This is a genomic window from Actinacidiphila yanglinensis (assembly GCF_900107965.1).
Taxonomy (GTDB): domain Bacteria; phylum Actinomycetota; class Actinomycetes; order Streptomycetales; family Streptomycetaceae; genus Actinacidiphila; species Actinacidiphila yanglinensis.
In genome coordinates this window covers 291643-318435 of the sequence record NZ_FNVU01000001.1, presented here as the reverse complement: position 1 = coordinate 318435, position 26793 = coordinate 291643, and the positions used below count along the sequence as shown (strand labels likewise).

The 26793-nt window shown below is 73.3% G+C and carries 15 protein-coding genes; 7 read left to right on the top strand and 8 right to left on the bottom strand.

Features of this window, described 5'->3' with window-relative positions; translation table 11 throughout:
• Nucleotides 1-430 precede the first annotated feature (430 nt).
• From C4U44_RS01290 to C4U44_RS01275, 4 genes are all read left to right on the top strand, one after another.
• On the top strand, nucleotides 431-3463 hold the full coding sequence (locus tag C4U44_RS01290; RefSeq protein ID WP_103883673.1) for an alpha-mannosidase: 3033 nt from the start codon (nucleotides 431-433) through the stop codon (nucleotides 3461-3463).
• 84 nt (nucleotides 3464-3547) lie between these two features.
• A complete protein-coding gene (locus C4U44_RS01285) occupies nucleotides 3548-6691 on the top strand; it encodes an alpha-mannosidase (RefSeq protein WP_103883672.1) in 3144 nt (1047 codons plus the stop codon).
• Nucleotides 6692-6867: 176 nt separating this feature from the next.
• On the top strand, nucleotides 6868-8079 hold the full coding sequence (locus C4U44_RS01280) for an ROK family transcriptional regulator (protein ID WP_103883671.1): 1212 nt from the start codon (nucleotides 6868-6870) through the stop codon (nucleotides 8077-8079).
• 313 nt (nucleotides 8080-8392) lie between these two features.
• On the top strand, nucleotides 8393-9037 hold the full coding sequence (locus C4U44_RS01275; RefSeq protein ID WP_103883670.1) for an FMN-binding negative transcriptional regulator: 645 nt from the start codon (nucleotides 8393-8395) through the stop codon (nucleotides 9035-9037).
• A 128-nt stretch (nucleotides 9038-9165) separates the two neighbouring features.
• On the opposite strand, the gene C4U44_RS01270 is transcribed toward C4U44_RS01275, so the two are convergent.
• Nucleotides 9166-9849 carry an LmbU family transcriptional regulator gene (locus C4U44_RS01270; RefSeq protein WP_103883669.1) on the bottom strand — a complete coding sequence of 228 codons (684 nt, stop codon included), beginning with the start codon at nucleotides 9847-9849 and terminating at the stop codon, nucleotides 9166-9168.
• Nucleotides 9850-10708: 859 nt separating this feature from the next.
• Between C4U44_RS01270 and C4U44_RS01265 the strand changes: the two genes are divergently transcribed.
• Nucleotides 10709-11902, top strand: a complete 1194-nt coding sequence (locus C4U44_RS01265) for an IS701 family transposase (RefSeq protein ID WP_103883668.1) — start codon at nucleotides 10709-10711, stop codon at nucleotides 11900-11902.
• Nucleotides 11903-11913: 11 nt separating this feature from the next.
• Here C4U44_RS01265 and C4U44_RS01260 read toward each other — a convergent pair whose 3' ends face one another.
• On the bottom strand, nucleotides 11914-13044 hold the full coding sequence (locus tag C4U44_RS01260; protein ID WP_146088176.1) for an ABC transporter ATP-binding protein: 1131 nt from the start codon (nucleotides 13042-13044) through the stop codon (nucleotides 11914-11916).
• A 1040-nt stretch (nucleotides 13045-14084) separates the two neighbouring features.
• Here C4U44_RS01260 and C4U44_RS01255 point away from each other — a divergent pair.
• Together C4U44_RS01255 and C4U44_RS01250 are read left to right on the top strand one after the other, a co-directional pair.
• A complete protein-coding gene (locus C4U44_RS01255) occupies nucleotides 14085-14927 on the top strand; it encodes a DUF4097 family beta strand repeat-containing protein (RefSeq protein ID WP_103883667.1) in 843 nt (280 codons plus the stop codon).
• Between the two features lie 192 nt (nucleotides 14928-15119).
• Nucleotides 15120-15632 (top strand): hypothetical protein, encoded by a 513-nt coding sequence (locus C4U44_RS01250; protein WP_103883666.1) that lies wholly within the window; start codon nucleotides 15120-15122, stop codon nucleotides 15630-15632.
• Between the two features lie 313 nt (nucleotides 15633-15945).
• Here the strand turns inward: C4U44_RS01250 and C4U44_RS01245 are convergent, their stop codons facing one another.
• The 6 genes from C4U44_RS01245 to C4U44_RS01220 form a co-directional block, all read right to left on the bottom strand.
• Nucleotides 15946-16824, bottom strand: a complete 879-nt coding sequence (locus C4U44_RS01245) for a DUF4097 family beta strand repeat-containing protein (protein ID WP_103883665.1) — start codon at nucleotides 16822-16824, stop codon at nucleotides 15946-15948.
• 78 nt (nucleotides 16825-16902) lie between these two features.
• Entirely contained in the window at nucleotides 16903-17370 is a 468-nt protein-coding gene (locus C4U44_RS01240) for a hypothetical protein (protein ID WP_200823102.1), read from the bottom strand.
• Between the two features lie 295 nt (nucleotides 17371-17665).
• Entirely contained in the window at nucleotides 17666-18433 is a 768-nt protein-coding gene (locus C4U44_RS01235; RefSeq protein ID WP_103883663.1) for a thioesterase II family protein, read from the bottom strand.
• 68 nt (nucleotides 18434-18501) lie between these two features.
• Entirely contained in the window at nucleotides 18502-19848 is a 1347-nt protein-coding gene (locus tag C4U44_RS01230) for a lysine N(6)-hydroxylase/L-ornithine N(5)-oxygenase family protein (RefSeq protein WP_103883662.1), read from the bottom strand.
• Between the two features lie 391 nt (nucleotides 19849-20239).
• Nucleotides 20240-23497: a non-ribosomal peptide synthetase gene (locus C4U44_RS01225; protein WP_103883661.1), complete on the bottom strand. Its 3258-nt coding sequence runs from the start codon at nucleotides 23495-23497 to the stop codon at nucleotides 20240-20242.
• 179 nt (nucleotides 23498-23676) lie between these two features.
• A complete protein-coding gene (locus C4U44_RS01220; protein WP_103883660.1) occupies nucleotides 23677-26793 on the bottom strand; it encodes a type I polyketide synthase in 3117 nt (1038 codons plus the stop codon).

Sequence of the window (26793 nt, the reverse complement as noted above, 5' to 3'; positions counted from 1 at the left end):
GACTTCGTAAAACGTATTGACAAACTTGTCGCACGGTTCGTAGATTTCACTCGCCCCACGCCGGTGCCGGGCGCCCGGAGGACTGCCGGGGGCGGTCCGGCGCCTGGCCGGCCTGCGGGCCGAGGCCGTCCGAACCCGACCGCCGTGCCGTCGCCGCACGGCGCCGATGGGAGCGTGCAATCGCCTTGACCACGAACACCCGGCGGACACCGGCCACCCGCGGTGGCCGGCACGGTCACCGGCCCCCGACGACGGCCGGCGACGGCTTCCCCCCGTTCCCCGCGGCTGACGGCGCCCCGCACCCGCACCGGCCCTGAACCGCGCCGCCGCCCCTCGTCTCCGGCAGACCCACCCGCCCCGGCACCCGGCCGTCACATCCGCCCGCCCGACAGCCCGAACGGCATGTCGGCAGCCCCCAGGAGACCTCGTCATGCACGACGACCGCCAGCTGGTCGAGGCCCGCCTCGACCGCGTCCTCCGCGAGCGCATCCGTCCGGCCATCCATCCCGAGACGACACCCCTGGACGTGGAGATCTGGTCCGCGCCGGGCGAACCCGTGCCCGTAGCGGAGGGCCTCTCCGCGCCGACCCGGCCCATCACCGCCGGCACGCCGTGGGGTTCGCCCTGGGGGACGAGCTGGTTCAAGGTCACCGGCACCGTGCCCGCCGCCTGGGCCGGGCGCACCGTCGAGGCCGTGCTCGACCTGGGATTCACCCCCCGCTCCCCCGGCTTCCAGTGCGAGGGCCTGGTCTACCGTCCCGACGGCACCCCGGTGAAGGGACTGCACCCGCGCAACTCCTACGTCAGGGTGGGCGCGCCGGTCGCGGGCGGCGAGCAGGTCCACTGGCACGTCGAGGCCGCCTCCAACCCCGACCTGGACGCGGGCGGGGTGCCCTTCCAGCCCACCCGGCTCGGCGACCGCTCGACCGCCGGGGACGCGCCGCAGTACGTCCTCGGGCGGCTGGAACTGGCCGTCTTCGACGAGACGGTGTGGAACCTGGTGCTCGACCTGGAGGTCCTCGGGGAGCTGATGGCCGAGCTGCCGGTCGACGGGGCCCGCCGCTGGGAGATCGTGCGCGCGGTCGGCCGGGCGCTGGACGCGGTGGACCTGGGCGACGTCAACGGCACCGCCCAGGCCGCACGCGACGAGCTGGCCGGCGTGCTGGCCGCGCCCGCCGTGCCCGCGGCGCACCGGATCAGCGCGGTCGGCCACGCCCACATCGACTCGGCCTGGCTGTGGCCGCTGCGCGAGACCGTCCGCAAGGTCGCCCGCACCACCGCCAACATGACCGCCCTGCTGGAGGACGAGCCGGATTTCGTCTACGCGATGTCGCAGGCCCAGCAGTACGCGTGGATCAAGGAGCACCGTCCGGAGGTGTACGCCCGGGTCAAGAAGGCCGTGTCGGACGGGAGGTTCGTACCGGCCGGCGGCATGTGGGTGGAGTCGGACACCAACATGCCCGGATCCGAGGCGATGGCCCGCCAGTTCGTGCACGGCAAGCGCTTCTTCCTCGACGAGTTCGGCGTGGAGAACGAGGAGGTGTGGCTCCCCGACACCTTCGGCTTCGCCGCCGGGCTGCCGCAGATCATCAAGGCCGCGGGCGCCAAGTGGCTGCTCACCCAGAAGATCTCGTGGAGCCGGGTCAACGTCTTCCCGCACCACACCTTCACCTGGGAGGGCATCGACGGCAGCCGCGTCTTCACCCACTTCCCGCCCGTCGACACCTACAACTGCTCGATGGACGGCCGCGAGATCGCGCACGCGGCACGCAACTTCAAGGAGAAGGGTGTCGCCACCCGCTCGCTGGCGCCGACCGGGTACGGCGACGGCGGTGGCGGCACCACCCGCGAGATGGTCGCCAAGGCGGCCCGGTTGCGGAACCTGGAAGGGTCGGCGGCCGTCACGTGGGAGGCGCCTGCGGAGTTCTTCGCCAAGGCGGAGGCGGAGTACCCCGATCCGCCGGTGTGGGTCGGTGAGCTGTACCTGGAACTGCACCGCGCCACCCTGACCAGCCAGGCGCAGACCAAGCGGGGCAACCGCCGCAGCGAACACCTGCTGTACGAGGCGGAGTTGTGGGCGACCACCGCCGCCGTGCGGGCCGGGGCGCCGTACCCCTACGAGGACCTGGACCGGCTGTGGAAGACGGTGCTGCTGCACCAGTTCCACGACATCCTGCCGGGCTCCTCGATCGCCTGGGTGCACCGCGAGGCGCGGCAGACCTACGCGCGGGTGGCCGAGGAGCTGGAGGGCATCATCGCCGCGGCGCTGCGGGCGCTGGGCGGCGACGGTTCGGGCGCGGCCGAGTTGGTGTTCAACTCGGCGCCGCACGGCCGCCGGGGCGTCCCGGCGGGCGGCGCGGTCGCGGCGGGCCCGGCGGGCGCGGCGGCCCCGGTCGCCCGCGAGGGCGGCGGCTACGTGCTGGACAACGGCCAGCTGCGGGTGGAGATCGACGGCCGCGGCCTGGTGGTGAGCGCGTACGACCTCGCGGCCGGGCGCGAGTCGATCGCCCCCGGGCAGGCCGCCAACCTGCTCCAGTTGCACCCCGACTTCCCGAACCAGTGGGACGCGTGGGACGTCGACGTCTTCTACCGGAACGTCGGCACCGACCTCACGGACGTCACGGATCTGCGGGCCGAGGGCGACGCGGTGCGCGTCGAGCGGGCGTTCGGCGGCTCCCGCGTGGTGCAGCTCCTGTCGCTGCCGGCGGACGCCAAGCGGCTCGACATCGACACCGAGGTCGACTGGCACGAGACGGAGAAGTTCCTGAAGCTGGCCTTCCCGCTGGACGTGAAGGCCGACCGCTACGCCTCGGAGACGCAGTTCGGCCACGTCCACCGGCCCACCCACCAGAACACCAGTTGGGAGTGGGCGAAGTTCGAGGCGTGCAACCACCGGTTCGTGCACCTCGACGAGCCGGGCTGGGGTGTCGCGCTGGCCAACGACTCCACCTACGGCCACGACGTGACCCGGTCGGTGCGCACCGGCGGCGACCGCGGCACCACGACCACGGTGCGGGCCTCGCTGCTGCGGGCGCCGCGCTTCCCCGATCCGGAGACCGACCAGGGCGTGCACCGGTTCCGGCACGCGCTCGCGCCGGGTGCCGCGATCGGCGACGCGGTCCGCGAGGGCTTCCGCGCCAACCTGCCCGAGCGCCGGGTGGCCGGGACGGCGGCCGACGTGGCGCCGCTGGTGACCGTCGACGAGGACGCGGTGGTGGTGAGCGCGGTGAAGCTGGCCGACGACCGCAGCGGCGACCTCGTGGTACGCCTCTACGAGAGCAACGGCGCCCGGGGCCGGGCGACCGTGCGCGCGGACGGCTTCGCGGCCGGCCGGGCGGAGCTGACGGACCTGCTGGAGCGCCCGCTCGCGGACGCCGGACGGCCCGAAGCGGCCGGCGACGGCGCCGCGGTGGTCGCCCTGCGGCCCTTCCAGATGGTGACGTTGCGCCTGCCGCGCGCCTGACCGCTGGACCGCACGAGGCCGCCCGGCACGTCGGCACGCCGCCGGGCGGCCCGCAACCCGCGTACCCCTGGAAGGACCCGTACCGTGCACGACGACCGCCGGACCGTCGAGGACCGGATCACCAAGCTGCTCGACCACGTCATCCGCCCGGCCCTCTACAGCGCGTCCCACCCCCTCGCGCTCGGCGCCTGGCGGGTGGAGGGCGAGCCGGTCCCCGTCGCCGACGCGCTGAACGCCGATTACGCGCCCTTCGCCGCCGGCGAGCCCTGGGGCGGGCCCTGGTCCACCACCTGGCTGCGCGCGACCGCGGAGATACCCGCGCAGTGGTCCGGGCGGCGCGTCGAGGCGGTCTTCGACCTCGGCTTCGACCTGACCAAGGGACCGGGCGGCCAGGCGGAGGGCCTGGTGCACGACGCCCAGGGCACGCCCCTGCAAGGGCTGCACCCCTACAGCCGCAGCGTGCTGCTGTCGGCGCACGCGACCGGCGGGGAGCGGGTCGACCTGCTCGTCGAACTCGCCGCCAACCCGCCCATCGTCGGCAGCCTGGGCCTCAACACCCATTACGGATCACGGGAGACCGCGGGGAGCGCCGACCTCTACCGGCTCGCGCAGGCCGAGATCGCGGTGCGCGAGGAGGACGTCTGGCAGCTGATCCACGACATGGAGGTGCTCGACGAGCTGATGCACCGGCTCCCCGAGAGCTCCTCGCGCCGGCACGGGATCCGGCACGCGCTGCGTCGCGCCGCCGACGCCGTCGACCCGGCCGACGTGCCCGGTACGGCCGCGGCGGCCCGCGACCGGCTGGCCGAGGTGCTGTCGCGGCCCGCCCACGCCTCCGCGCACACCGTCAGCGCGGTCGGCCACGCCCACATCGACTCGGCCTGGCTGTGGCCGGTCCGCGAGACCGTCCGCAAGTGCGCCCGCACCTTCACCAACATGACGACACTCGCGCGGGAGTACCCGGAACTGGTCTTCGCCTGCTCCTCCGCCCAGCAGTACGCCTGGATGAAGGAGCAGCGCCCGGAGATCTACGCCCGCATCCAGGAGGCGGCCGCCGCCGGCACCTGGGTACCGGTCGGCGGCATGTGGGTGGAGTCGGACGGCAACCTGCCCGGCGGCGAGGCGCTGGCCCGCCAACTCGTGTACGGGCGAAGGTTCTTCGCCGCGGAGTTCGGCATCGAGCAGGACGGCGTCTGGCTGCCCGACTCGTTCGGCTGCACCGCGGCCTTCCCTCAGCTCGCGCGGCTGGCGGGGGCCAGCTGGTTCCTCACCCAGAAGCTCTCCTGGAACGACACCAACAAGCTGCCGCACCACACGTTCGACTGGGAGGGCATCGACGGCACCCGGATCTTCACCCACTTCCCGCCCGTCGACACCTACAACGCGTCCCTGACCGCCGCCGAACTCGCCCACGCCGAGAGCAACTTCGCGGACAAGGAGGTGGCGACCCGGTCGCTGGCTCCGTTCGGCTTCGGCGACGGCGGGGGCGGCCCCACCCGCTCGATGCTGGAGAAGGCCCGCAGGCTGCGCGACCTCGAAGGGTCGCCGAAGGTGGAGGTTGTCGCCCCGTCGGAGTTCTTCGCCGCGGCCCGCGCGGAACGCGACCGGCTGCCGGTGTGGCGGGGCGAGCTGTACCTGGAGAACCACCGCGGCACCTACACCAGCCAGGCCCGCACCAAGCGCGGCAACCGGCGCGGCGAGGCGCTGCTGCGCGAGGCCGAGTTGTGGGCCGCCACCGCCTCGGTCCACGCCGGCGCGCCGTACCCGTACGAGCGGCTGGAGTCGGTGTGGCGGCGGGTGCTGCTCCACCAGTTCCACGACATCCTGCCGGGCTCCTCCATCGCCTGGGTGCACCAGGAGGCGGAGCGGGAGTACGCCGCGATCCACGCCGAGTTGGAGGAGGTGATCGGCGACGCGGCGGCCCGGCTGCCCGGCCCGCCGGCCCTGCTCAACGCCGGCCCCTACCGGCGGCGCGAGGTCGCCGTGGTGCCCGGCGGTGGTCAACTTCCGGGCGCGCAGGCGCTGTCGGACGGCCGCAGCGCGGTCCTGGCCGACGTCGCGGCGCTGGCGTCGGGCGGTACGGTGCCCGCGCCCGAGGCCCCGGTGACCGCCTCCCCCGCGACCTCTCCCGCGGACGGCGGGTTCGTCCTCGGCAACGGCCTGCTGACCGTCACGGTGGACCGCCGCGGCCTGGTCACCTCGGTGTACGACCACACCGCCCGCCGCGAGGCGATCGCCCCGGGCGCCGCGGGCAACCTGCTCCAGCTCCACCCGGACGACCCGAACCTGTGGTCGGCGTGGAACATCGACTCCACCTACCGCGACACCGTGCGCGACCTGGACGAGGCCGCGTCGGTGACACTGGCGGACGCCGGGCCGCTGCTGGCCTCGGTGCGCGTGGAGCGGGTCTTCGGCGCCTCCCGGCTGGTCCAGCACATCGAACTGGCCGCGGAGAGCCGGCAGGTGGACGTCCGCACCGACATCGACTGGCAGGAGCGCGACACCGTGCTCAAGGCGGCCTGGCCGCTGGACGTGCACGCCGAACGCGAGAGCGCGGAGATCCAGTTCGGCCACGTGACGCGGCCCACCCACGAGAACACCAGCTGGGACGCGGCGCGTTTCGAGCTGTGGGCGCACCGCTGGGTGCACGTCGGCGAGCGGCACTGGGGCGCCGCGGTGCTCAACGACTCGACCTACGGCCACGACGTCCGCCGGGACACCCGCGCGGACGGCGGCACCACCACGACGGTGCGGCTCTCCCTGCTGCGCGCGCCGCACAGCCCCGACCCGCAGGCCGACCGCGGGCACCACGCGTTCCGCTACGCGCTGCTCGCGGGGGCCGGGATCGAGGAGGCGATCGCCGGCGGCTACGCCCTGAACCTCCCGCTGCGCCCGGCCCCGGCCCAGGCGGCGGCCCTGGTCGCGCTGGACACCACCGATGTCGTGGTGGAGTCGGTCAAGCTGGCGGACGACCGGAGCGGCGACGTCGTCGTCCGGCTGTACGAGGCGTGCGGGGGCGCGGTCCGGGCCCGGCTGACCGCGGGCTTCCCGCTCGCCGCCGCCTTCGACTGCGACCTGCTGGAGCAGCCGGAGCGGGAGCCGGCACCGGTGCCGGAGGGCGGCGGCGTGGAGCTGCGTCTGCGGCCCTTCCAGATCCGCACGCTGCGGCTGCGCCCGGCGGACGGTTCGGCCGGCCTGTCCGGCCCTCCGGCCGGGGACCGGCGGTAGGGCGTGTCCGCGCGGTCCCGCCGCGCCCGCGGGCGGGCGCCGGCACCGTTTCCGCCCAGGTCCCGCGAACCGGGCCGGGTGGAGGGGGCAGGTGCCGTACCATTCGTTCGATCGACGCCGCCGGGAGGGCGACGGCACCGCGCCACCCCCTACCGTCCAGGGTTGGGAGAGGTACGTTGACGACCGAGAGCGCGAGGGCGGGGAAGCCCACCATCCGGCGCGGCACCAACATGCCGCGCATGGGGGACTTCAACGAGTCGGTGCTGCTGGACGCGATCCGCAGGCACTCCGCGGGGCTGAGCCGGGTCGAACTCGCCCAGGCCACCGGACTGTCCGGGCAGACCGTCTCCAACATCACCCGCCGGCTGCTGGACCAGGGCGTGGTGCGCGAGTCGGGGAAGCAGAGCACCGGCAACGGCAAGCCCCGCACCCTGCTGGAGATCGTGCCCAGCGCCCGCTACGCGGTGGGCGTCCACCTCGACCCGGCGGTGGTCACCTACGTCCTGGTGGACCTGCTCGGCACCGTCGTGGCGCAGCACAGCGAGCGCACCCCGAGCGGAGTCGGTTCCGACCGGATCGTGGCGGACATGGCCGCCTCGGTGACCGCGCTGGTGGCCGGGTCCGGCGCCGGCACCGAGCGGGTGCTGGGCGTCGGCGTCGCCGCGCCCGGGCCCATCGACGCGGCGGCGGGCCGGGTGCTGGCCCCGCCGGAACTGCCGCGCTGGGGCAGCTTCCCGCTGCGCGACCGGCTGAGCGAGGCCACCGGGTACCCGGTCCTGCTCGACAAGGACGTCACCGCCGCGGTCGTCGCCGAGCGCTGGGCCGGTACCGCGACCGACAGCCGCAACCTGCTCTTCTTCTACCTGGGCACCGGCTCGGGCATGGGGCTGGTGGTGGACGACACGGTGCTGCGCGGGGTCTCCGGGAACGCGGGCGAGGTCGGCGGGCTGGGCGCGGGCTGCTCGATCCGGACCCTGGTCGACGAGGGCATCGCCCTCGGGGTGCTCGGCGCCGAGTTCACCATCATGGACCCGGCCGACGCCCCGCGCGGCGTGGAGCGGCTGGCCGAACTCGCGGCCGCCGGCGAGGAACGGGCCGGGGACATCATCTCCCGCCTGGCGGTGCGGATCGGACGCGGTGTCTGCGCGGCGGCCACCCTCCTCGACGTCGACACGATCGTCTTCGGCGGTCCGACCTGGCACATCTTCGCCGACCGGATGCTCCCGGTGATCGAACCGATGGTGGCCCGCTCGCTGTTCGTCAAGGCCACCCACCCCACCGCGGTCGTCTCCACCACTCTCGGTGAGAACGTCGCCGCCGTCGGCGCGGCCTCCCTGGTCCTGGACCATGCCCTGTCGGCCCGGCCCACCTCGCTCCTGCTGACCTGAGGCCGCCGGAACACGGTGTTCCGGCGGCCGCGGGAATGACGGCCGCCGCCTTTCGGATTTCCCGCTCCGGGGCGGGAGTTCGCCCAGTTCCTTACCCGGCGTGATTGCGCCCGGAGGCGGCGGCGGGCCATGATGATGATGAAAACGGTGTCCCGCCGACAGGACGGTACGACGATTTCGCCGGCCATTCGCCGTCGGCCGCGCGCCACCAATCGCCACCGTTCACCGACACGTCGCCGAATCCTCACGGCACCTCATGCGCTGCGCTACCGGAAGTTCCCGATCTCGTCACGTCACGAAAGGTGAGTGCGGTATGTTCGTCCCCAGTCAGTACCGGGAACCGGACGTCTCTTGGATGGTCGACCTGATGCGCGACAACCCGCTCGCGCTGATGGCCAGCAACGGAACCGCTGCTGACGGACCGTACGCCACCCACCTTCCGGTCATCACCGACCCCGGGTGGGAAGGTCCTCCCGCCGCCGACCTGGCCGGCATGCTTTTGCTGGGTCATATGAACCGGGCCAATCCGCACTGGTCCGCGCTGGAGGACGGGCAGACGATCCTGCTCACCTTCACCGGCCCGCACGCCTATGTCTCCCCCACCGTCTACGACATCACGCCCGCCGCACCCACCTGGAATTTCACCTCGGTGCACGTGCGCGGAACGGTGGAGAAGATCGCGACGACCGAAGAGACACTGGAGGTCGTGAAATCCACCGTGCGGGCGTACGAGAAGGAATTCGGCGACAGCTGGGACATGAACGCGTCCCTCGACTACTTCCGGAAGATCGTGCCGGGCGTCGGCGCCTTCCACGTCCGGGTGACCAGGGCCGAGGCGATGTTCAAGCTCAGCCAGGAGCAGAGCCCCGAGGTGCGTGACCGGGTGGTGCGGTCCTTCGCCGGGCGCGGCTGCACCCGGCACGCGCAGGCCGCGGATCTGATGACCCGCCTGCCGTAGCGCACCCGGACGTGCCGCGGGGTCCGCACCCCTGGGAGTGCGGACCCCGCGACGTTCGCCTTGCGCCGGACGGACACCTCCGCTTGCCTCCGACGCGACGGCCGTTCGGACCGCCGGCTGCGTGCCGGTCATTCGAGCGGCAGCGGCCCTTCGGCTTCCTTGAGCAGCTGGTCGGCGGCCGCGTCGAGGGTGGCCGTCACCCACTCGCCCAATTCGGTGCCGGCGTGGGCCGCGGCCTTGTGCCACCAGTTCAGCCGGCTGTCCGGCACGGCGAGCCGGCGGGTGGCCGCCACGACGCTCGCCGGCTGCGCGATGCCCTCGCGTTCGGCCCGGATGGCGTTGCGCAGCTGCTTGGTGGTCCACTTCATGCGCTCGGCGCGATCGAGCCAGATCTCCTGCTCGTCCAGCGGCAGCGACGCCAGCTCGGCGTGGTGCTGGAAGCTGAGCGCCGGCCGCCGCCGCTGCAGCTCGAACCGGCGCGAGACCCAGGCATAGTTGCGCAGGGTCTGGTACTGCAGGCCGGCCGCGCGGATGCCGCGCTCGTAGCGGTCGGCGTACTGGTCCTTCCCGTAGACGAGCCAGTCACCGAGCCACCAGGACGAGGAGTTGAGCAGTCCGGACAGCTGGCGTCCGGCCTTCTCCCACTCCTCGAAGGCGAGTCCCACGGGTATGTGCAGCCCCACTTTCGTGGTCAGCACCTGGTCACGCCGTGCTTCCGCCCTGCCGGCTCTTCGCTGCCTCGGCACGCTCTGTGCGTTCTTGTCCAGCATGAGCGCCTTGGAGTCTTCGCACTCCTCGACCTGATTCGCCATTTACGCCTCCGTGTCAACACGCGTATAAAACTGGCGGGTTCGCGGTGGCTCCCCATGGAATACAGAAAGCGCTCACCCCCGTGTTACTTCGGCCCAGAGCGTTGGCCATCGCCCGCAGAAGGTGCAGGCGACCTGTTTGAACCGGCGATTCGCGGTTCCCCGTTGTGGTCGAGATGGCCGAACGCCGCGCCATCGAGTAGATCCCGGCACCATTGCGAGTGCAAGGATCATGGCGCCATCGAGCACTACTTTGCGGAGTCCTAACGTCTGCGAATCAAAGTGGTCCAGTCCAGTGATTGGCGCGTTTTGAGGATGCGCGTGCGGGCCGGAACGCCCTACGTTGGACCTCCTCCGGCACACCACGGTCCGGCCTGGTCAGGGGCATCGGCCGGGCCGGGGCACTGTTGCTCGTGGGACAGCAGGGGCGACCCCGACATATCGGCCCATGCCCTCCCCGCCCGGCGCTCCACGGCACCGCGCGCCGCACTCCGCTCCGGCCGGCACCCGCTCCCCCGCCACGGCGAACCGGTCGGCGGGACACCGCAGGCGCCAGGCGCACGCCAGTCACTGCCATCACCGGAAGCGCGCCCGAATCCGCACCACTCGCGCATCAGCCGCAGGTCAACGGCCTTACGGCCGCGCCATTCGCACTCCCCGGCCGGCGTGAACGGTGAGCGCCCCGCACCGTCGACAAATCGGCAGCAGCGAGATCCGGCCGTCACTCTGGCGCCTGGTACCCGCGGGATGTGCCATTCACGACACCACAGCCAGTGACCGGCTCCGGAGAGTGGCGCCACACCGGAACGCGCCTTAGACTCTCCCCGGCAACGCTCAGTAACGTCGGGGGAGTTATTGCGGCATGAACATGCGCCAATCGGGCACCTCGCCGACTTCACCAGGCGGGGCATACGCCGACGATTCCGAATTACTTCTGGACCATTACAGCAGAACGATCTTCAGGAGCTTACGCCGAATCGATCAACGGAAATGGGCTCGTGCCTATCTGAAGGCGCTGCTCCACACTCCCGGCAAGAAGTCGGTGCGCCGCCTCGCCACCGCGATCTCGCGTGACCCGTCCGTCGCGCAGTCGCTGCGCCAGTTCGTCAGCCTCAGCCCCTGGGACTTCGACGAGGTGGTGGAGGAGCTCACCCACTGGGTGGCGGGGCACCGGCCCGATCCGGTCTGGGCGATCAGCCGGGCCGTCCTGCCCAAGCGCGGCGACCGCTCGGTCGGCGTGCACCGCTACTTCGACCTGTCGTCGGGCCGCACCCTCAACTGCCAGCTGGGACTGGGTACTTTCCTGTGCGTGGGCACCGCCCAGGTTCCCGTCGACTGGTGCCTGCACCTGTCGGCGGCCTGGACCCAGGACCCGCAGCGGCGCAGGGACGCACGGATACCGGACTCCGAGCCGTACCGGCCGCTGTGGGCGCAGACGCTCCGGCTCGTCGACCGGCTCTCGGCGCGTACGGACTCCCCGTCCTCGGTCGTCCTGGTCGACATGAGCGACGAACTGGACGTGGGGTACCTGCTGCACGGACTCGCCAAGCGGCGCCGCGACTTCGTCGTCGCGGTGCCGCCCCACCTGGCGGTGCAGCCCGCCGGTGAGAACGGCTCGGCTCCGTTGAGCGCGAGGACCCTGGTCTGCGCGCAGGGCACGGAGACGGCCGAGGTCCCGCTGACCCGCGGGCAGCGGCGCACCGCACGCCTCCAGACCTCGCTCGTCCGGCTGCCGGGCGGCCCACCGGGCCGCTTCCCCGGCACCCCCTACCGGCTCTTCACCGAAGTGGGGCCGGCGCGCGCGCCCTATCCGCTGTGGCTGACCAGCCTCACCCACCACACGCTGGCGGAGGTCGGCTCCATCGCCGCGCTGAGCACCGGGACCCTGGAGGCGATCGGCTCCATGGAACAGCACTTCGGGTTGCGGGACTTCGAGGGGCGCTCGTTCCACGGCTGGTACCACCACGTGGCCCTGGTCTCGGCGGCGTACACCTACTGGCGGCTGCACGTGCTCCCCGCCGTGCCGATCCTCGACGCGGCGCAGCCGGTGCCGTAGCGACACGAGGATCACCTGACCGCGACGGACACGGGGCGCGGCGCGCGGGCCCGCAACCACGGCGGCAGCACGGCCTGCCACAGCGCTCCGCGCCCGCGCGCCTCCCGTCCGGTCGCGGCGTCCCGCGCGGGCACGGAGCCGGCGGCCACGGCCGGGCCGCGGGCGCCGTCGTCCACGAGCGAGGCGAGGACGTCCTCGAGTCCCGGGCTGTGCACGGTGAGCCGCCGGGGCTCCACGGCGGCGTCCTCCAGGACGTCGAGCACGGCGCGCATCAGGCCGACGCTCCCGTCACCGGGGATCTGCAGGGTGAGCGCGGTGTCGTCCCGGATCGCCGTGTCCAGGCCGAACCGCGCGGTGGCCGCGGCCAGTTCGGCCACGCTCGCGAAGTGCAGGCGGATGTGACCGCCCGGGATCAGCCGCAGCAGCTCGTCCTGCGTGCCCGCCGCGACCAGCCGGCCGCGGTGCATGATGCCGATCCGGTCGGCGATCAGACCCGCCTCCTGCGGCGAGCGGGTGGCGAGCAGCACGGTGATGCCGTCTGCGGCCAGCGCGCGCAGCGCGTCCCGCACGATGCCGCGGCCCTCCGCGTCGAGGGGGTCGACGGGCTCGTCCATCAGGACGCAGCTCGGCTCCCCGGCCAGCACCCCCGCCAGGTCGAGCAGCCGCCGGCGGCCGCTGGACAGGGTCCCGGCCGGCTCGGCGGCGACCTCCGACAGGCCCAGCCTGTCGAGGAGTTCGGCGGCCCGCGCGACGCCGGCGGAGCGCGGCAGCCGGCACAGCGCGGATCCCCGCAGCAGGTTCTCCTCGCAGGTGCGGCCGGCGTCCACCACCGTCGTCCGACCGGCCAGCCCGACGGCGGCGCGCACCGCAGCCGCTTCCGTCCGCGGGTCGCGGCCGCCGACGCACAGGTCGCCGCCGTCGGCTTCGGCGCGCGCCGCGAGGATCCGCAGCACGGTCGCCTTGCCGGCGCCCGCGGGTCCCAGCAGGGCGTGGACGGTCCCGTGCGGGACATCCAGGTCGAGGTCCTCGACCGCGACCGTCGATCCGTACACCTTCCGCAGGCCGCGGACCCGGATCGCCGGGGAGCGGTCCGGTCCGGACGCCAGGAGGTGCTGCCCCGCGGCGGCCGCCGCCGGGCTCATGACCCGACCCGCCCGGTGCGCGGCGGCCCGGGGCGCCGGACGCGGGCTTCCGGGGCTCGCCGCGGGTCTTCGAGCCGGGCGATCGGAGGGCTGGGCGATCGCAGGTACGTCATAACGCCATGATGGCATCATCTGGCGCCATGTCTACCCCATCGTGCGCCACTTCCGCCGGCGTGGCGTGCGACGCCAGGGCGGCGGCCGCCCGCCCGTGGCCGCGCGGCCACGGGTGACCTGCGCGAACGCGCCGGCGCAGCCGCCTCCCCGGCGGGACAGCCGGCGCGCCAAGTCGGCCGGAAGGAAGCGGTGTTGTCCTGCAAGACCGGACGAGTACCGGACGAGCAAAGCGCCCCCCGTGTCGCCCCTGAGGGCGCTGGTGCGAGAGTGGTTCCGGCAGGCCCGACCCGGGGCCCGCCGATGCGCGGATCATCCCGCCGCGCGCGACCGCCGCGGGCGACCGACGGGCGGCCCGCGGGGCCCACCGGCCCCCATCCGGGCCGCTTTCAGGCCCTCTTGGCCGACCGCCTCCGGCGACGACCGAGCCCGGGCCCCACCCGCCCGGACACCCATGCAACCGATTTCGCCCGCCGTCACCCAGGGTTTCGAGCCGAGTCGGACCCGAGCATCGCGTTATGGCACTAATGTGGCACCACATGGCATCAGCGGAGAATTGCGCCCCCCGGGCCGCGCGGCACACCCACCGGTTCTCTCCCGGCCAGTGCCGGAAAGGAGAGCCCGGACCGTGGGCGAGACGTGGCAGGCAGGCACCGGACGTGGCATGCGCACGGCAGGATCCGGCACATGCGACGCGGGCTGCGCGGGCGCGGGCATCGCGGGGAGCGCGGGCGACCGGTCCGGCGCGGGCGACGCGTCCGACGCGCTGAGTGCGGGACGGCATCCGCTGCGGCTCCCCGCGCTACGGGCCCGCGCCCCGGTGACCCGCGCGCGGGGAGACGAACCCCACGACGAAACGCGTACCCGCGTCGTTCCGGCTTCCGTCCGCACCGGATCGGCGGCCGCAGACTCACCGAAGGCGGCTCGCCATGCCACGGTTCGACACACCCGCACCGGTCAGCGTGGTGCTCGACCTGATGTTCGGCCAGGCCAGAATAGTGGCGCGCGACCTCGCCGAGACGACGGTGGAGGCGTATCCGCGCGACAGCGGGGACCGCGACGACGTGCACGCCGCCGAGCGGCTGCACATCGAGTACACCGACGGCCGGTTGACGGTGAACGTGCCCGCCCCCTGCGGGAACGAGGGCGCGGTCATCGTGGCGCTGGCGGTGCCCACCGGATCGAGCCTGCACGGCCGCGGCACGGCGGCGGACTTCCTCGGGACGGGCGAGCTGGGTACGTGCGAACTCCGCACCGGCCTGGGCCACATCACGCTCGGCCGCACCGGGAGCCTGCAACTGGCCGCCTCCCTCGGTGACATCAGCGTCGACCACGCGGCCGGCAGCGTCGAGGTCACCGCGGAGCGCGGCCACGTCCATCTGGGGACGGTCGAGGGCAGGGCCACGGTCAGGGCGATGAGCGAGGGCGACGCCTGCGTGGACGAGGTGCTCGGCGACGCGCGCCTGCAGACCGAGAAGGGAGCCGTCAGGGTCAGCCGGGCGCACGCCGACGTGGAGGCCCGGACGGTGCAGGGCGACATCGACCTCGAAGAGGTGGCGCGGGGGTCGGTGCTGGCCAGCTCCACCTCCGGCAGCATCCGGATCGGGGTGGCCGAGACCAGCGGCGCCCTCCTGGACCTCGACTCCGTGGCGGGCACCGTCTACACCTCCCTCTCGCTGCTGGAGACGTGGGAGCAGGCCGACGAGGTGGTGCACGTCGAGGCCCGGACGGTCGTCGGCGACGTCCTGGTGGAGCGCTCCCACCGCGAGTGAGCCATCCCGGCGCATCAAGGCGCCGCGATGGCGCAGAATCAACGGTGCGGCTACGTCGAGCGACCCGTTCACTGCGCAGAGGCACGCCCGGCGGAGCGCGCGGTTCCGCCTGCCACCTGGCCAAAGGGTTTCTGCGAGAACAATGCGTCGGGTAGGTGCCGCGCGGCGCAATCTGCGTGCCATGATGGGTCGATGGAACTACGGGTGTACGTCGAGGCCCTGCGCGGAGAGCTGGTCGCAGCCTCCGCGGCGGGAGATGCCGAAACCCGCGCGGTGGCCGAGCGACTCCTCGCCCCCCTGGAGTCGGCCGTCCGGCTCACCCTGCTCAACGTCCTGTCCGCCGCCGCCGAGGAGATCAGCCAGGAGTTGGCCCCCGGTTCCGTGGACCTGCGCCTGCGCGGCATGGAGCCCGGTTTCGTGGTGACGCCGCCCTCCGACGACAGCGGGAGCGGCGAGGACGCCTCGGAGGCGACCGCCGACGAGGAGAACGAGTGGTCGGCCGGAGCGCTCTCGGGCGCCGCCGGCGGCGCCACGGCGCGGATCAACTTCCGCCCGCCACAGGCGATGAAGGAGCAGATCGAGGAGGCCGCGTCCCGGCAGGGCGTCTCGGTCAACGCGTGGATGGTCCGCGCCTCCGCCGCGGCGCTGGCCGGCACCAAGCGGTCCCCGCGCGGCAAGCAGCAGTTCAACGGCTGGGTCCGCTAGGGCCTGTCCGGCGGATCTTGCCGGTCGAGCTCGCGGCGTCCGGTGCCGTGCATCGCAAGGCGGAGAATCCTCCTCGTACCGGGTCGTCCATGGATGATTCGACAACGCCGGGAGGTGCGGTGCCGGGCGCCGCGGGCCCGGCAGGATCCGCCGGACCGGCACGAGCCCCATCGAGCGGGCAGGGGCGGGCCCGGGCACGCGCGCGACGCGGCCCGGGCGGGGTGCGCGATCAGGGCCCGGACGCCGGACTTCCCGGCGGTCCGGCCGCCGGGAAGATCCCGTACCCTCGTCCGCGCCCGTTGCCCGCGCGACCTCAACCGCGGTGGATGGTGATGTCTCCGTAGGAGGTCTTGCCCCGCACGTCGATCGCGGCGCCGGCCGGCTTCTCCAGCGACTTGTCGAGCGACGTCTCGGCCGCGTCCCCGGCGTTCTCCAGCATGTTGTGCACCCGCCCGAACCCGGTGGTCAGGTCGAGCTTCGCCGGCTGCCCCGCGCCGATGCCGATCTCCAGGTCACCGGTCGCGGTCTTGAGCACGACCGCGCCGCGGGTCACCTCGCCGATCCGGATGCTGCCGTTGGCGGTGTCGGCATCGGTCCTGAGACCCGAGGCGTGGCCGACGGAGATGTCGCCGTTGGCGTTGTGGACGCGGACGTCGCCGAGGGAACGGCCGATCTCCGTCACGCCGTTGGAGTTCTTGGTCGTGGCGGTGCCGTGGACCTCGCCGACCCGGATCCGCCCGGTGCCGGTACTGACGTCGAGGTCGCCCTCGGCCTGGCCCACGGTGACGTTGCCGGCCGACGTCCGCAGCCGGGACGGGCCGACGCGGTCGACCTGGATGTGCCCGGCGGCCGTCTTGAACGTGCACTCGCCGAGGCGGCCGGTGGTGCGCAGGTCCCCCATCGACGCGTCGCCCCGCACGTGCGAGCCCGCGGGCAGCACGATGGTCACGTCGACCGAGCGGCTCTTGCGGGAGAAGTCCATCGCCCCGGGCTTCGGCGTCTTGACCACCAGCCGGCCGTCGGCGTACTTGACGCTCGACTGCGCCGCGGCCTTCACGTCGGAGCTGTCGCTCTCGTCCGTCGGCCGTACCTCGACGACGGTGTCGGTCCGGTCCTCGGCGGTGATCCGCACGTCGCCGGCGCCGATCTCCAGGGTGACGGAGATCGCTTCAGGAGTGTCGAATGCAGGCATTTCTGACCCTTCTCATGAGGTCTGACGGGAGTCCCCGCGGTGCGGGAGGAAGAGAAGTGCGGTGGCGGCCAGGCCGGCTCAGCGTACCCAGGCGGTGTAACGCTGCCGGCCCCGCTTGCCGCGCCGGTCGGCGGGGCAGAGGGCGGGGTCGTGCCGCACCGCGGCGGCGGCCAGCCCGGCCAGCCACGCGTCCACCGCGCGCCCTTCACGGCCGGCGGCATGGTCCATGGCCGCCTTCAACTGCCGGGAGACGCGTACCGCGACGAGCGTCGCGTCCCCGGCGTGCGGCGCCCCGGCGTCCACGGCGGCCGCGGACGGCGCCGGGGTCAGGACGAACCTGGCTTCGTCGCCGTCGATCCGGAGTGCGACCGTGTCCGGGGCGATGCCGCGGCCGATCTCCTCCGCCGCCGCGGCCAGTACGTCGACCAGCGTGGCCCGGATCGCGGGCTCCGGTCGTGCCGCCGGCGCGCCGGGATCCTCGCCGCCGGCCCGGGCGAGCGCCAGGAACTCGCGCTCGAGTCTTTCCACAAACACGCGTACATCCATGGCGCCATCATGGCGCACTCATTGCGCCATGGCAAGCGGGGGTGACCCGAATGGCGCCAGCGGAGTCCTGCGCAGCCCGACGATCCGGGCCGCCGGGCGCTACGGAGCGTGACGCTGCCACGGCGACGAAACGGGTGAACGCCCGCTCCGGAGAGGGCACTCGGGCGGTGGCTGGCGCCACGCAGCCAGGTGGGTGCGATCCCTGGCAGCCCCGGCCCGCGCCGGGCCGGGCATGGCGCCACATGCTGAAGGGGGCGCCCGTGGGCGCCCCCTTCAGCATGTGACACGCGACGGCTCAGAAGGCGGGCTCCGTGCGCTGCGCCAGGCCGTCCAGGACGCCGCCCAGGTCCGCCAGGAGCGCGGCCTCCTCCGGCCTGAGGTAGAAGTGGCCGCCGGGCAGCACCCGGAGCCGGAAGGCGCCGCGCGTCGTGTCGGCCCAGCCGCGCATCTGCTCGGGGGTCACCTCGGAGTCCTCGTCACCGGTGTAGCCGTACACCGGGCACCGCAGCGGGGGCCGGGGGCCGCCGGGGTACTCGTACACCAGGCGGTAGTCCGCGCGGACCGCGGGGAGCACGACCTCGCGCAGGCCCGGGTCCGCGAAGACCGCGGCGCGGGTCTCGTCGAAGCGCACGACCTCGGCGATGTACTCCTCGTCGGTGTCGAAGCGCGTGCGCCGGTCCAGCAGGTGCGGGGGGCGCCTGCCGGACACGCACAGGGCGGCCGGCGGGCACCCGCGCTCCTGGAGGCGCAGCGCCACCTCGTGCGCCACCGACGCCCCCATGCTGTGGCCGAACAGCACCAGCCGGTGCCGGGTCAGCCCGCCGAGCGCGTCGGCGACGTCGTCGGCGAGGGTCTCCAGCCCGGACGGGAACGGGTCGTTGAGACGGTCCTCCCGGCCCGGGTACCGGACGGCGAGCACGCCGACGTCCGACGGCAGCCCCGCGGGCCAGGTGCGGTACGCGCTCGCCCAGCCGCCGGCGTGCGGGAAGCAGACGAGTTTCGTCGTGCACGCCCCGTCGTCGCGGAAGCGGCGCACCCATCGCTCCTCCACCGGACTCCTCATCCACCCTCCCCTTTCGAACACCGCCGGCGCAGGGCCCGTGCGGCAGGCGTACGCGCGGCCACGGGCCGTCAGGCGATGTCGCCGCCGATCTTGGCGAGGACCTCCCGCTCGGCGCCGTACCCCGCGCGCCGGGCGATGATCGAGTCGGCGATCTCGCCGCTGCGGACCGCGAGGTTCGACAGGAGCGAGGAGGTCAGGCCGTGGGTGTGCTCGGTGCCGCCCTGCAGGTAGATGCCGCACCGCAGTTCGGGGGTGGTGACGATGCGGTAGTCCCGCTCCACCCGGTAGCGGCCCGCCTCGTCGCGCAGGCAGTACCGGTCCAGCTCGCCGAGCAGGCCGGTGGGCTCCATCCCGTCGTAGCCGGTGGCGCAGACGAGGAGGTCGAAGTCGAGCTCGCGCAGCTCCGCGTCGGGGCCCACCTGCAGGCTGACGCGGGTCTCGGCGCCGGCGCGCTTCACCCCGGTGACCCGGGTGAGGTTGAGGAGCTGCAGGCGGGTGACGCCGCGCACCTCGTCGTCGTAGGACCGGCGGTACAGGTCCCTGATCACCTCGTCGTCGACGACCGAGTAGTTGGTGTTGCGGTGGTAGCGCCAGAACGACTCGCGGGTCTGCTCGGTGCCGAAGTAGTAGTCGTCGACGGCCGACGGGTCGAAGATCCGGTTGGCGAAGGGGGTGTCGTCGGCGACGGCGTAGCCGTAGGACGGGATGATCGCCGAGACCTGGGCATGCGGCAGCTCGTCGTACAGGAACCGGGCGATCTCCGCGGCGCTCTGGCCCGCGCCCACCACCGCGACCCGGCGCAGCTCCCGGTGGTCGGTCCGGCGGTACTTGTCGAGGAACTCCGAGCTGTGCCAGACGCGTTCGTCGCGTTCGGCGCCCGCGGGCATGCTCGGCACCAGGCCCGTCGAGATGACCACGTTGCGGGCCTCGACCGCGCGACCGGTCCGGCCGGCGCCCTCGGCCACCTCCAGGACCAGCCGGTCCGCGCCCTCCTGCGGGGCGGTGCCCGACGGCAGCCGGATCGACGTCACCTCCGCGCCGTACTCGATGCGACCGGCGACCTGGGCCTGGGCCCATTCGAGGTACTGGTGGAACTCCTGGCGGGTGGGGAAGAAGTCCTGGTTGTTGACGAACTGGGGAAGGCGCCCCGAGGCGTGCAGGTACGCGATGAAGCTGAAACCCGACGTCGGATTGCGGAAGGTGACCAGGTCCTTGAGGAAGGATATCTGCATGGTCGCCGACGGCAGCAGCATGTTCCGGTGCCATCCGAAGGAGGGCTGGCGCTCCAGGAAGAGGCTGCTGATCTCATTCTCCATGCCATGCGCCCCGAACTCCTCCAGGGCGATGGCGAGCGAAAGGTTGGACGGGCCGAAACCGATGCCGACCACGTCGTAGGTCTGTTCGCGATTACTCATAGAGAATTCTCCCGCTCGCATGGCTGCGCGATGCGTTGTCCGCATCTTCGAATGGTTCTCTCCCGCTCCCGGAAATCCTGCAGGACCCACGTCCGGGCGGGCCGGCATCTCCATCGGTCGCGCCGTCAACGTAGCCCCGGCACGGTGCACCGTTCAAGTACACCGGGCCCGGGGCGACATCGACGTATCGCCCGTCCCGCGCCGGACCGCGCATTCGCGTCCCGCCGGCGGGACGCCAGGAATTGCCGCGCGTAATCCCGGCGGGCGCGGAAAAGGGAACGACGGCATGTCCGGGCCTGCTTTTGCGGGCCCGGCGCACCTCTCGGACGGCTCCCGGAGGGGTTCCGCTCGGAACTCCTGAGCGCTTCCTCAGTGCTTCCTCAGCGCTTCCTCAAAGGGATTCGCCCTCCTTCGTCCGCCGGCGCAGGGCCGGCCTGCTGGACCGCGCGAGGTCGTCCCACATGTCCGACAGGCCGGTGATGGTGCGCGCCGTGAACAGCTTGCGGATCGACACCTCCAGGTTCAGCTCCGCACGGATCAGGCCGACCAGCCTGATCGCCCGCAGCGAGTTGCCGCCGAGGTCGAAGAAGTCCTCGTCGATGCCGACCCGGTCCACTTCGAGCACGTCGGCGAACACCTGGGCCAGCACCCGCTCGGTGTGGGTGCGCGGTGCCCGGTACTGACCGGTGTCGACCCGGGGCGCCGGCAGCGATGCCCGGTCCACCCGCCCGTTGGCCGTGACCGGCAGGGCCTCCAGGGCCACACACACCGGCGGCACCATGGAATCCGGCAGCCGTTCCACGGCGAACCGGCGCAGGTCCTCGGTGTCCGGGGCGCCGGCGACCCGGCCGCCGGCCGGCACCACGTACGCCAGCAGCCGGTGCTGCCCGGCGTCGTCCGCGCCCGTGACCACCACCGCCTGGGCCACGCCGGGGTGTTCGGCCAGCACCTCCTCGATCACGCCCGACTCGACCAGGGTGCCGCGGATGTCCGCCTGGGCGTCGGACCGGCCCAGGTACTCGAGCCCCCCGTCGGCGCCCCACCGCACCCGGTCCCCGGTCCGGTACATCCGGGCGCCGGGCGGGCCGAACGGGCAGGGCACGAAGCGCTGGACGGTCTGCCCGGGCCGCCCGGGGCAGCCGCGGGCCAGGCCGGGCCCGGCCGCGTACAGCTCGCCGGTCACGCCCGCGGGGACCGGGGCCAGACCCGGGCCCAGGACATAGAGGTCGGTGCCGTCCATCGGGCGGCCGAGGGCGCCCGCGGGGTGCGCGGGCTCGTCCGGGGCAAGGCGGTCGCCCGCGGCGCACACGGTCGTCTCGGTGGGGCCGTGCAACCGGACGACCGCCAGTTCGGGGCAGGCATCCCGCATCCGCCGCAGCGCGGCCGCGGACACGCGGTCGCCACCGGTCAGCACCTCGCGCAACCCGGCCAGCCGCTCCGGGCGTTCGGCGGCGATCGCCGAGAACAGCCCCGCGGGCAGCCAGAGCGTGGTGATCCCGTGCGCCGCCCGCACGTCGGCGAGCGCGTCGATGTCCAGGTCCGGCGGAGCCACGACGACCCGGCCGCCGTTGAGCAGCGGCACCCACACGTCGAGGGGGAGCGCGTCGGAGGCGTGCGGCGCGTGCCACAGCACGGTGCTGTCACCGGCCTCCCGCCACCGGCGGTCCCGCGCGAACCCCGCCATGTTCCGGTGGGTCACGGCGACCGCGCCGGGCGCGCCGGCCGGTTCGGAACCGTACATGACGGCCAGCAGGTTGTCCGGGCGCGGCGGCACCACGCTGCCCGGCCCGCCCTCGCCGCCAGAACCGTCGGAGCCGTCGGACCCGTCCTCCTGGCACAGCTCGTCGAACAGCAGCCGCGGCAGGTCCGGTTCAGCGCCGGACTCCGCCGTGCCCGCCGTGCCGGTGAGCAGGACGCGCGCGGTGGAGTCCGCCACCACCGGCCCGATCTGCGCGGCCGGCCCCGCGGGGTCGATCGGCAGGTACGCCCCGCCCGCCTTCGCCACCCCCAGCAGGGCGACGACCAGGTCCACCGAGCGGGGCAGCGCCACGGCCACCACCGTCTCGGGTCCGACGTCCCGGCGCCGCAACGCCGCGGCGAGCCGGCTCGACCGCTCGTCCAGCACCCGGTACGAGACCTCCGCGGCACCGCTCACCACCGCGACCGCGTCGGGGGTGCGGGCCACCTGCCGGGCGAACAGTTCGGGCACGGTCAGCTCCGGCAGCGGCGTCTCGGTGTCCGCCGGCGCCGCGAGCACCCGCTCCCGCTCGGTCCCGGCCACCACGTCCACCGCACCGATCGGCACCTGCGAGTCGGCGGCGATCACGGCCCGCATGTGTGCGATCAACTCCGTCCCGATGATCCGCAGTTCCGCGCCGGAGTACATGCTCGCGGGGGCGTCGAGCCGGAAGAACAGGTCGCTGTCGGGGCTCCCGTCGGTGTAGACGTCGACCGAGAGCTCGTCGAACGCCCCGGTCGTCCCGCCGAGGTGGTGTGCCTGGAGACCGTCGAAGTCGAGGATCTCCGCGAACTCCACGACGTTCATGACCGCCCCGAAACTGCCGCGGTTGTTCAGGGTGGTGCCGCTCGCACGCTGGATGTCGGAGTAGTGGCAGGCGGTGTGCCCGAAGATCTCGTACGTCTCGTCGACCACCGCGTCGGCGATCTCGGTGAAGGTCGCGGTGAGCGGGACCTTCATCCGCAGCGGCACCACGTTCACCGCCAGGCCGGGAGTCGTGGCCGCGACCCCGGTCCGGTTGCCCACGGCGAGCGAGAAGACGAACTCGGGGCGGTCGCAGCGGTGCCGGAAGTACACCGCGGCGGCCCCGGCCAGCAGCGACGACATCCACACGCCCAGCGACTTCGCCGCCTCCGTCCAGGCGTCGGCCTCGGCGCGCGGCACGCTGAGCGTCCGGCTCACCATGCCGATGGCGCCGGCCAGTTGCCCCCATCGGTCACGGGGGCCCATCGGCTCGTCGAGCGCGGCCCGCTCCGACGCGGGCACCACCACCCGCGGCACCTGCGCGGGTCCGGGCGCGTCCGCCAGGTAACTGCCCCAGAACTCGGTGTCCTCGGCGAACTGCTCGGACGCCCGGTACGCGGCCGTCTCGGCGGCGAAGGACTCGGCGTCCCAGGCGTGCGGCAGCTCCGGTATCCGCGTCCCCCGCGCGAGCGCCGTGTAGACCTCGGCGAGGCGCCGGGAGAGCAGGCCGCCGGCGCCGTACCCGTCCGACACGAGGTGGTGGTAGGCGATCACCACCAGGAAGCGGTCCGCCGCGAGCTTCACCACGCCCAGCCGGAGCAGCAGATCCCGCCCGACGTCGAACGGCTGCCGTACGATGCCGGCCAGCATCTCGCGGGCCGCCTGTTCCGGATCGGCCGCCTCGCCGAAATCCCGGAAGAAAGGCTGCCAGTCGCCCAATTCCCTTGGCACCAGACGGAGATCGCCGTCCTCGTCGACGAAGGTGACCCGCAGCACCTCGGCTTCGCCCAGCACGTGCCGGAATGCGGATTCCATGACCGCGACGTCCAGCTCACCGTCCACGTCCCACATGAGCAGCGCATGGTTCAGTAATTCGGGAGCCATGTTCTGCGCCATCCACAGCCCTTTTTGCGCAGACGACGCATCGAACGAACGCACACAGATCATCCCCTTGGAAAACGGGCCCGGGAACCGGGGAATTCACAGATCGCTTCCACCCTCACGGATGGGGGAACAGCCGGTCAAGACAACGGCGTTCGGGACACGGCGGGGCCGCGGGAGCCTGCGCCGTGTCCCGCCGACGGGACGGTCCCGGTGGGCGGAGAAACGGCCGCCGGGACCGGGGATCACCGCGGATCGGCCATCGAGGAGATGATGTGGCCGGTGACCAGTCGCGCGGTCGGGAAACGCAGTGCGAGATTCGCCCGCAGTTTGAGTCCGGTTTCCGCGGCGAGGCGCTTGCTCAGCTCCACCGACAGCAGCGAGTCGAATCCGAGGTGCCGGAATTCCTGGTCCGGGTCCACCGTCTCGCCGGCGGCGTGGCCGAGGACGACGGCGATCTTGCCGAGGACCCGGTCCAGCACCAGCGCCTCCGCGTCGTCGTCGGAGAGGGTGGGCAGCAACTCCGCCAGTGGGATGGGGAGTTCGTCGGCCTCGGCCTCGGCCGTCGCCGTGCCGGACACCTCGGCGGTGGCCAGGTGCGAGGAGTTCAGCCAGTACCGCTGCCGCTGGAACGCGTAGGTCGGCAGCTCCACCCGCCGGCGCGCCCCGAACACCGACGCCCAGTCCACGCTGCCGCCCCGGACGTACAGCTGGGCCAGCGAACCGACCACGGCCTCCACCTCTCCCCGGTCCCGCCGGGCCGAGGACAGCACCACCGCGTCGTCCAGCTCCTCGACCATCTCCTGCACCGGGACGGTCAGCACCGGATGCGGGCTCATCTCGACGAACACCCGGAAACCGTCCTCGACCAGCCGCCGGACGGACGACGCGAAGGCCACCTTCTCGCGCAGGTTGGTGTACCAGTAGCCGGCGTCCAGCCCCGCTGTGTCGATCACCTCGCCGTACAGCGTGGAGTAGAAGGGCAGTCGGGACGTCCTCGGGCCCACGTCGGCCAGCGCGCCGACCACCTGCTCGCGGACCCGCGTCACCTGGGGTGAGTGGGAGGCGTAGTCCACGGATATCCGCCGCGCCTGCACCCCTTCGGCCTTCATCTTCCCCACGAACTCGTCGAGCGCGTCCGGTTCGCCCGACACCACCACCGAGCGGGGCCCGTTGACGACGGCGATGCTCACCCGGTCCTGCCACGGCAGCAGCCCGGCCGCCACGAACTCCTCGGACTCCGCGACCGACGCCATCCCGCCGTGGCCGATCAGGCTCACCAGGGACTGGCTGCGCAGGGCGACGATCCTGGCGGCGTCCCGCAGCGACAGCGCGCCGCACACGTGGGCGGCGGCGATCTCGCCCTGGCTGTGCCCCACCACCGCGGCCGGTTCCACGCCCCAGGACCGCCACAGGGCGGCCAGGGACACCATCACCGAGAACAGCGCCGGCTGGACCACGTCGACCCGGTCCAGGCCGGGCGCGCCCTCCACCCCGCGCAGCACGTCGAGCAGCGACCAGTCGACCCACTCGGCCAGCGCGGCCGCGCACGCGTCGAGGCTCTGCGCGAAGACCGGGAAGGCGCCGTAGAGTTCGCGGCCCATCCCGACCCACTGCGAGCCCTGCCCCGGGAACATGAACACCACGCCGCCCGCGCTCCCGGCCACCCCGCGGACCACCGCGGCCGACTCCTCGCCCTCGCTCAACGAGGCGAGCGCGCCCAGCAGTTCGTCGCGGTCTCGGCCCAGCACCACCGCGCGGTGCTCGAACCGCGACCGGCTCGACAGCAGCGACCAGCCGACGTCGGCGGGATCCAGGTGCGGATCGGCGGCGGCGAACGCGCGCAGCCTGCCCGCCTGCCGGGCCAGCGCCGCCGGGCTCCGGCCCGACAGCGCCCACGGCACCAGCCCGCCGAGGACCGCGGAGCCCGGACCGCCGGCGCCGTCCTGCTCCCGGGCCGGCTCCTCCTCCAGGATCACGTGGGCGTTGGTGCCGCTGACCCCGAACGACGACACCCCCGCGCGCCGCGGGCCGTCCGAGCGCGTCCACTCGCGCCCCTCCACCAGGAGTTCGAGCGCGCCGGAGGACCAGTCCACGTGCGGGGAGGGCTCCCGCACGTGCAGGGTCTTCGGCAGGAACCCGTGCCGGAGGGCCATCACCGCCTTGATCACCCCGGCCACGCCGGCAGCGGCCTGCGCGTGGCCCATGTTCGACTTCAGGGAGCCGAGCCAGAGCGGCCTGCCCTCGGCCCGCTCCCGGCCGTAGGTCGCCAGCAGGGCACCCGCCTCGATCGGGTCGCCCAGCACCGTCCCGGTGCCGTGCGCCTCGACCAGGTCCACCTCTGCGGGCGAGACCCCGGCACTCGTCAGGGCCCGCCGGATCACCTTCTCCTGGGCGCGGCCGTTGGGAGCGGTCAACCCGTTGCTGGCGCCGTCCTGGTTGACGGCAGAACCGCGGACGACGGCCAGCACCGGGTGGCCGTTGCGTCGGGCGTCGGACAGCCGCTCCAGCAGCAGCACCCCCACCCCCTCGGCCCAGCCGGTCCCGTCGGCGCCGTCCGCGAAGGACTTGCACCGGCCGTCGGGCGACAGGCCGCGCTGCCGGGAGAACTCCACGAAGATCGCGGGCGTCGCCATCACCGACACCCCGCCCGCCAGAGCGAGCGAGCACTCCCCCGCGCGCAGCGACTGCGCCGCCAGGTGCAGGGCCACCAGCGACGACGAGCACGCCGTGTCCACGGACAGCGCCGGCCCGGTCAGCCCCAGCTCGTAGGCAACACGGCCGGAGGCGACGCTCAGCGCGCTGCCGTGCAGCAGATAGCCCTCCAGCTCGCCCTGGTCGCCCTCCAGGAAACGCAGGCCGTACTCGGAGGAGGCCACGCCGGTGAAGACACCGACCTCGGACCCGCGGACGTCGGCAGGCACGATGCCGGCCCGCTCGAAGACCTCCCAGGAGGTCTCCAGCAGCAGGCGGTGCTGGGGGTCGACCGCCAGCGCCTCCCGCGGGCTGATGCCGAAGAACTCCGCGTCGAACCCGGCGACGTCCGCCAGGAACCCGCCGTGCCGCACCGAGGAGCGGCCGGCCGCGTCCGGGTCCGGGTCGAACACGTCCCGCCAGCCGCGGTCCGCCGGGAAGTCGTCCACCACGTCCCGGCCGTCGCGGACCACGTCCCACAGCTCCTCGGGCGAGGTGACCCCGCCCGGGTAGCGGCAGGCCATGGCCACCACGGCGATCGGCTCGACCCGGCCGGCCTTCAGGGCGTCGTTCTCCTGCCGGAGGCGGTCGCGCTCCTCCAGCAGCATCCGCAGCGCCCGCTCGACCCGTTCGCCGCCCCCTGCCGCGCCCTCCGCGAGGTTGTTCAT

Coding starts and splice junctions, on each gene's coding strand:
- C4U44_RS01290 (WP_103883673.1), top strand. CDS start 431: ATGCACGACGACCGCCAGCTGGTCGAGGCCCGCCTCGACCGCGTCCTC.
- C4U44_RS01275 (WP_103883670.1), top strand. CDS start 8,393: ATGTTCGTCCCCAGTCAGTACCGGGAACCGGACGTCTCTTGGATGGTC.
- C4U44_RS01270 (WP_103883669.1), bottom strand. CDS start 9,849: ATGGCGAATCAGGTCGAGGAGTGCGAAGACTCCAAGGCGCTCATGCTG.
- C4U44_RS01265 (WP_103883668.1), top strand. CDS start 10,709: ATGAACATGCGCCAATCGGGCACCTCGCCGACTTCACCAGGCGGGGCA.
- C4U44_RS01260 (WP_146088176.1), bottom strand. CDS start 13,044: ATGAGCCCGGCGGCGGCCGCCGCGGGGCAGCACCTCCTGGCGTCCGGA.
- C4U44_RS01255 (WP_103883667.1), top strand. CDS start 14,085: ATGCCACGGTTCGACACACCCGCACCGGTCAGCGTGGTGCTCGACCTG.
- C4U44_RS01250 (WP_103883666.1), top strand. CDS start 15,120: ATGGAACTACGGGTGTACGTCGAGGCCCTGCGCGGAGAGCTGGTCGCA.
- C4U44_RS01245 (WP_103883665.1), bottom strand. CDS start 16,824: ATGCCTGCATTCGACACTCCTGAAGCGATCTCCGTCACCCTGGAGATC.
- C4U44_RS01240 (WP_200823102.1), bottom strand. CDS start 17,370: ATGGATGTACGCGTGTTTGTGGAAAGACTCGAGCGCGAGTTCCTGGCG.
- C4U44_RS01235 (WP_103883663.1), bottom strand. CDS start 18,433: ATGAGGAGTCCGGTGGAGGAGCGATGGGTGCGCCGCTTCCGCGACGAC.
- C4U44_RS01230 (WP_103883662.1), bottom strand. CDS start 19,848: ATGAGTAATCGCGAACAGACCTACGACGTGGTCGGCATCGGTTTCGGC.
- C4U44_RS01225 (WP_103883661.1), bottom strand. CDS start 23,497: ATGATCTGTGTGCGTTCGTTCGATGCGTCGTCTGCGCAAAAAGGGCTG.
- C4U44_RS01220 (WP_103883660.1), bottom strand. CDS start 26,793: ATGAACAACCTCGCGGAGGGCGCGGCAGGGGGCGGCGAACGGGTCGAG.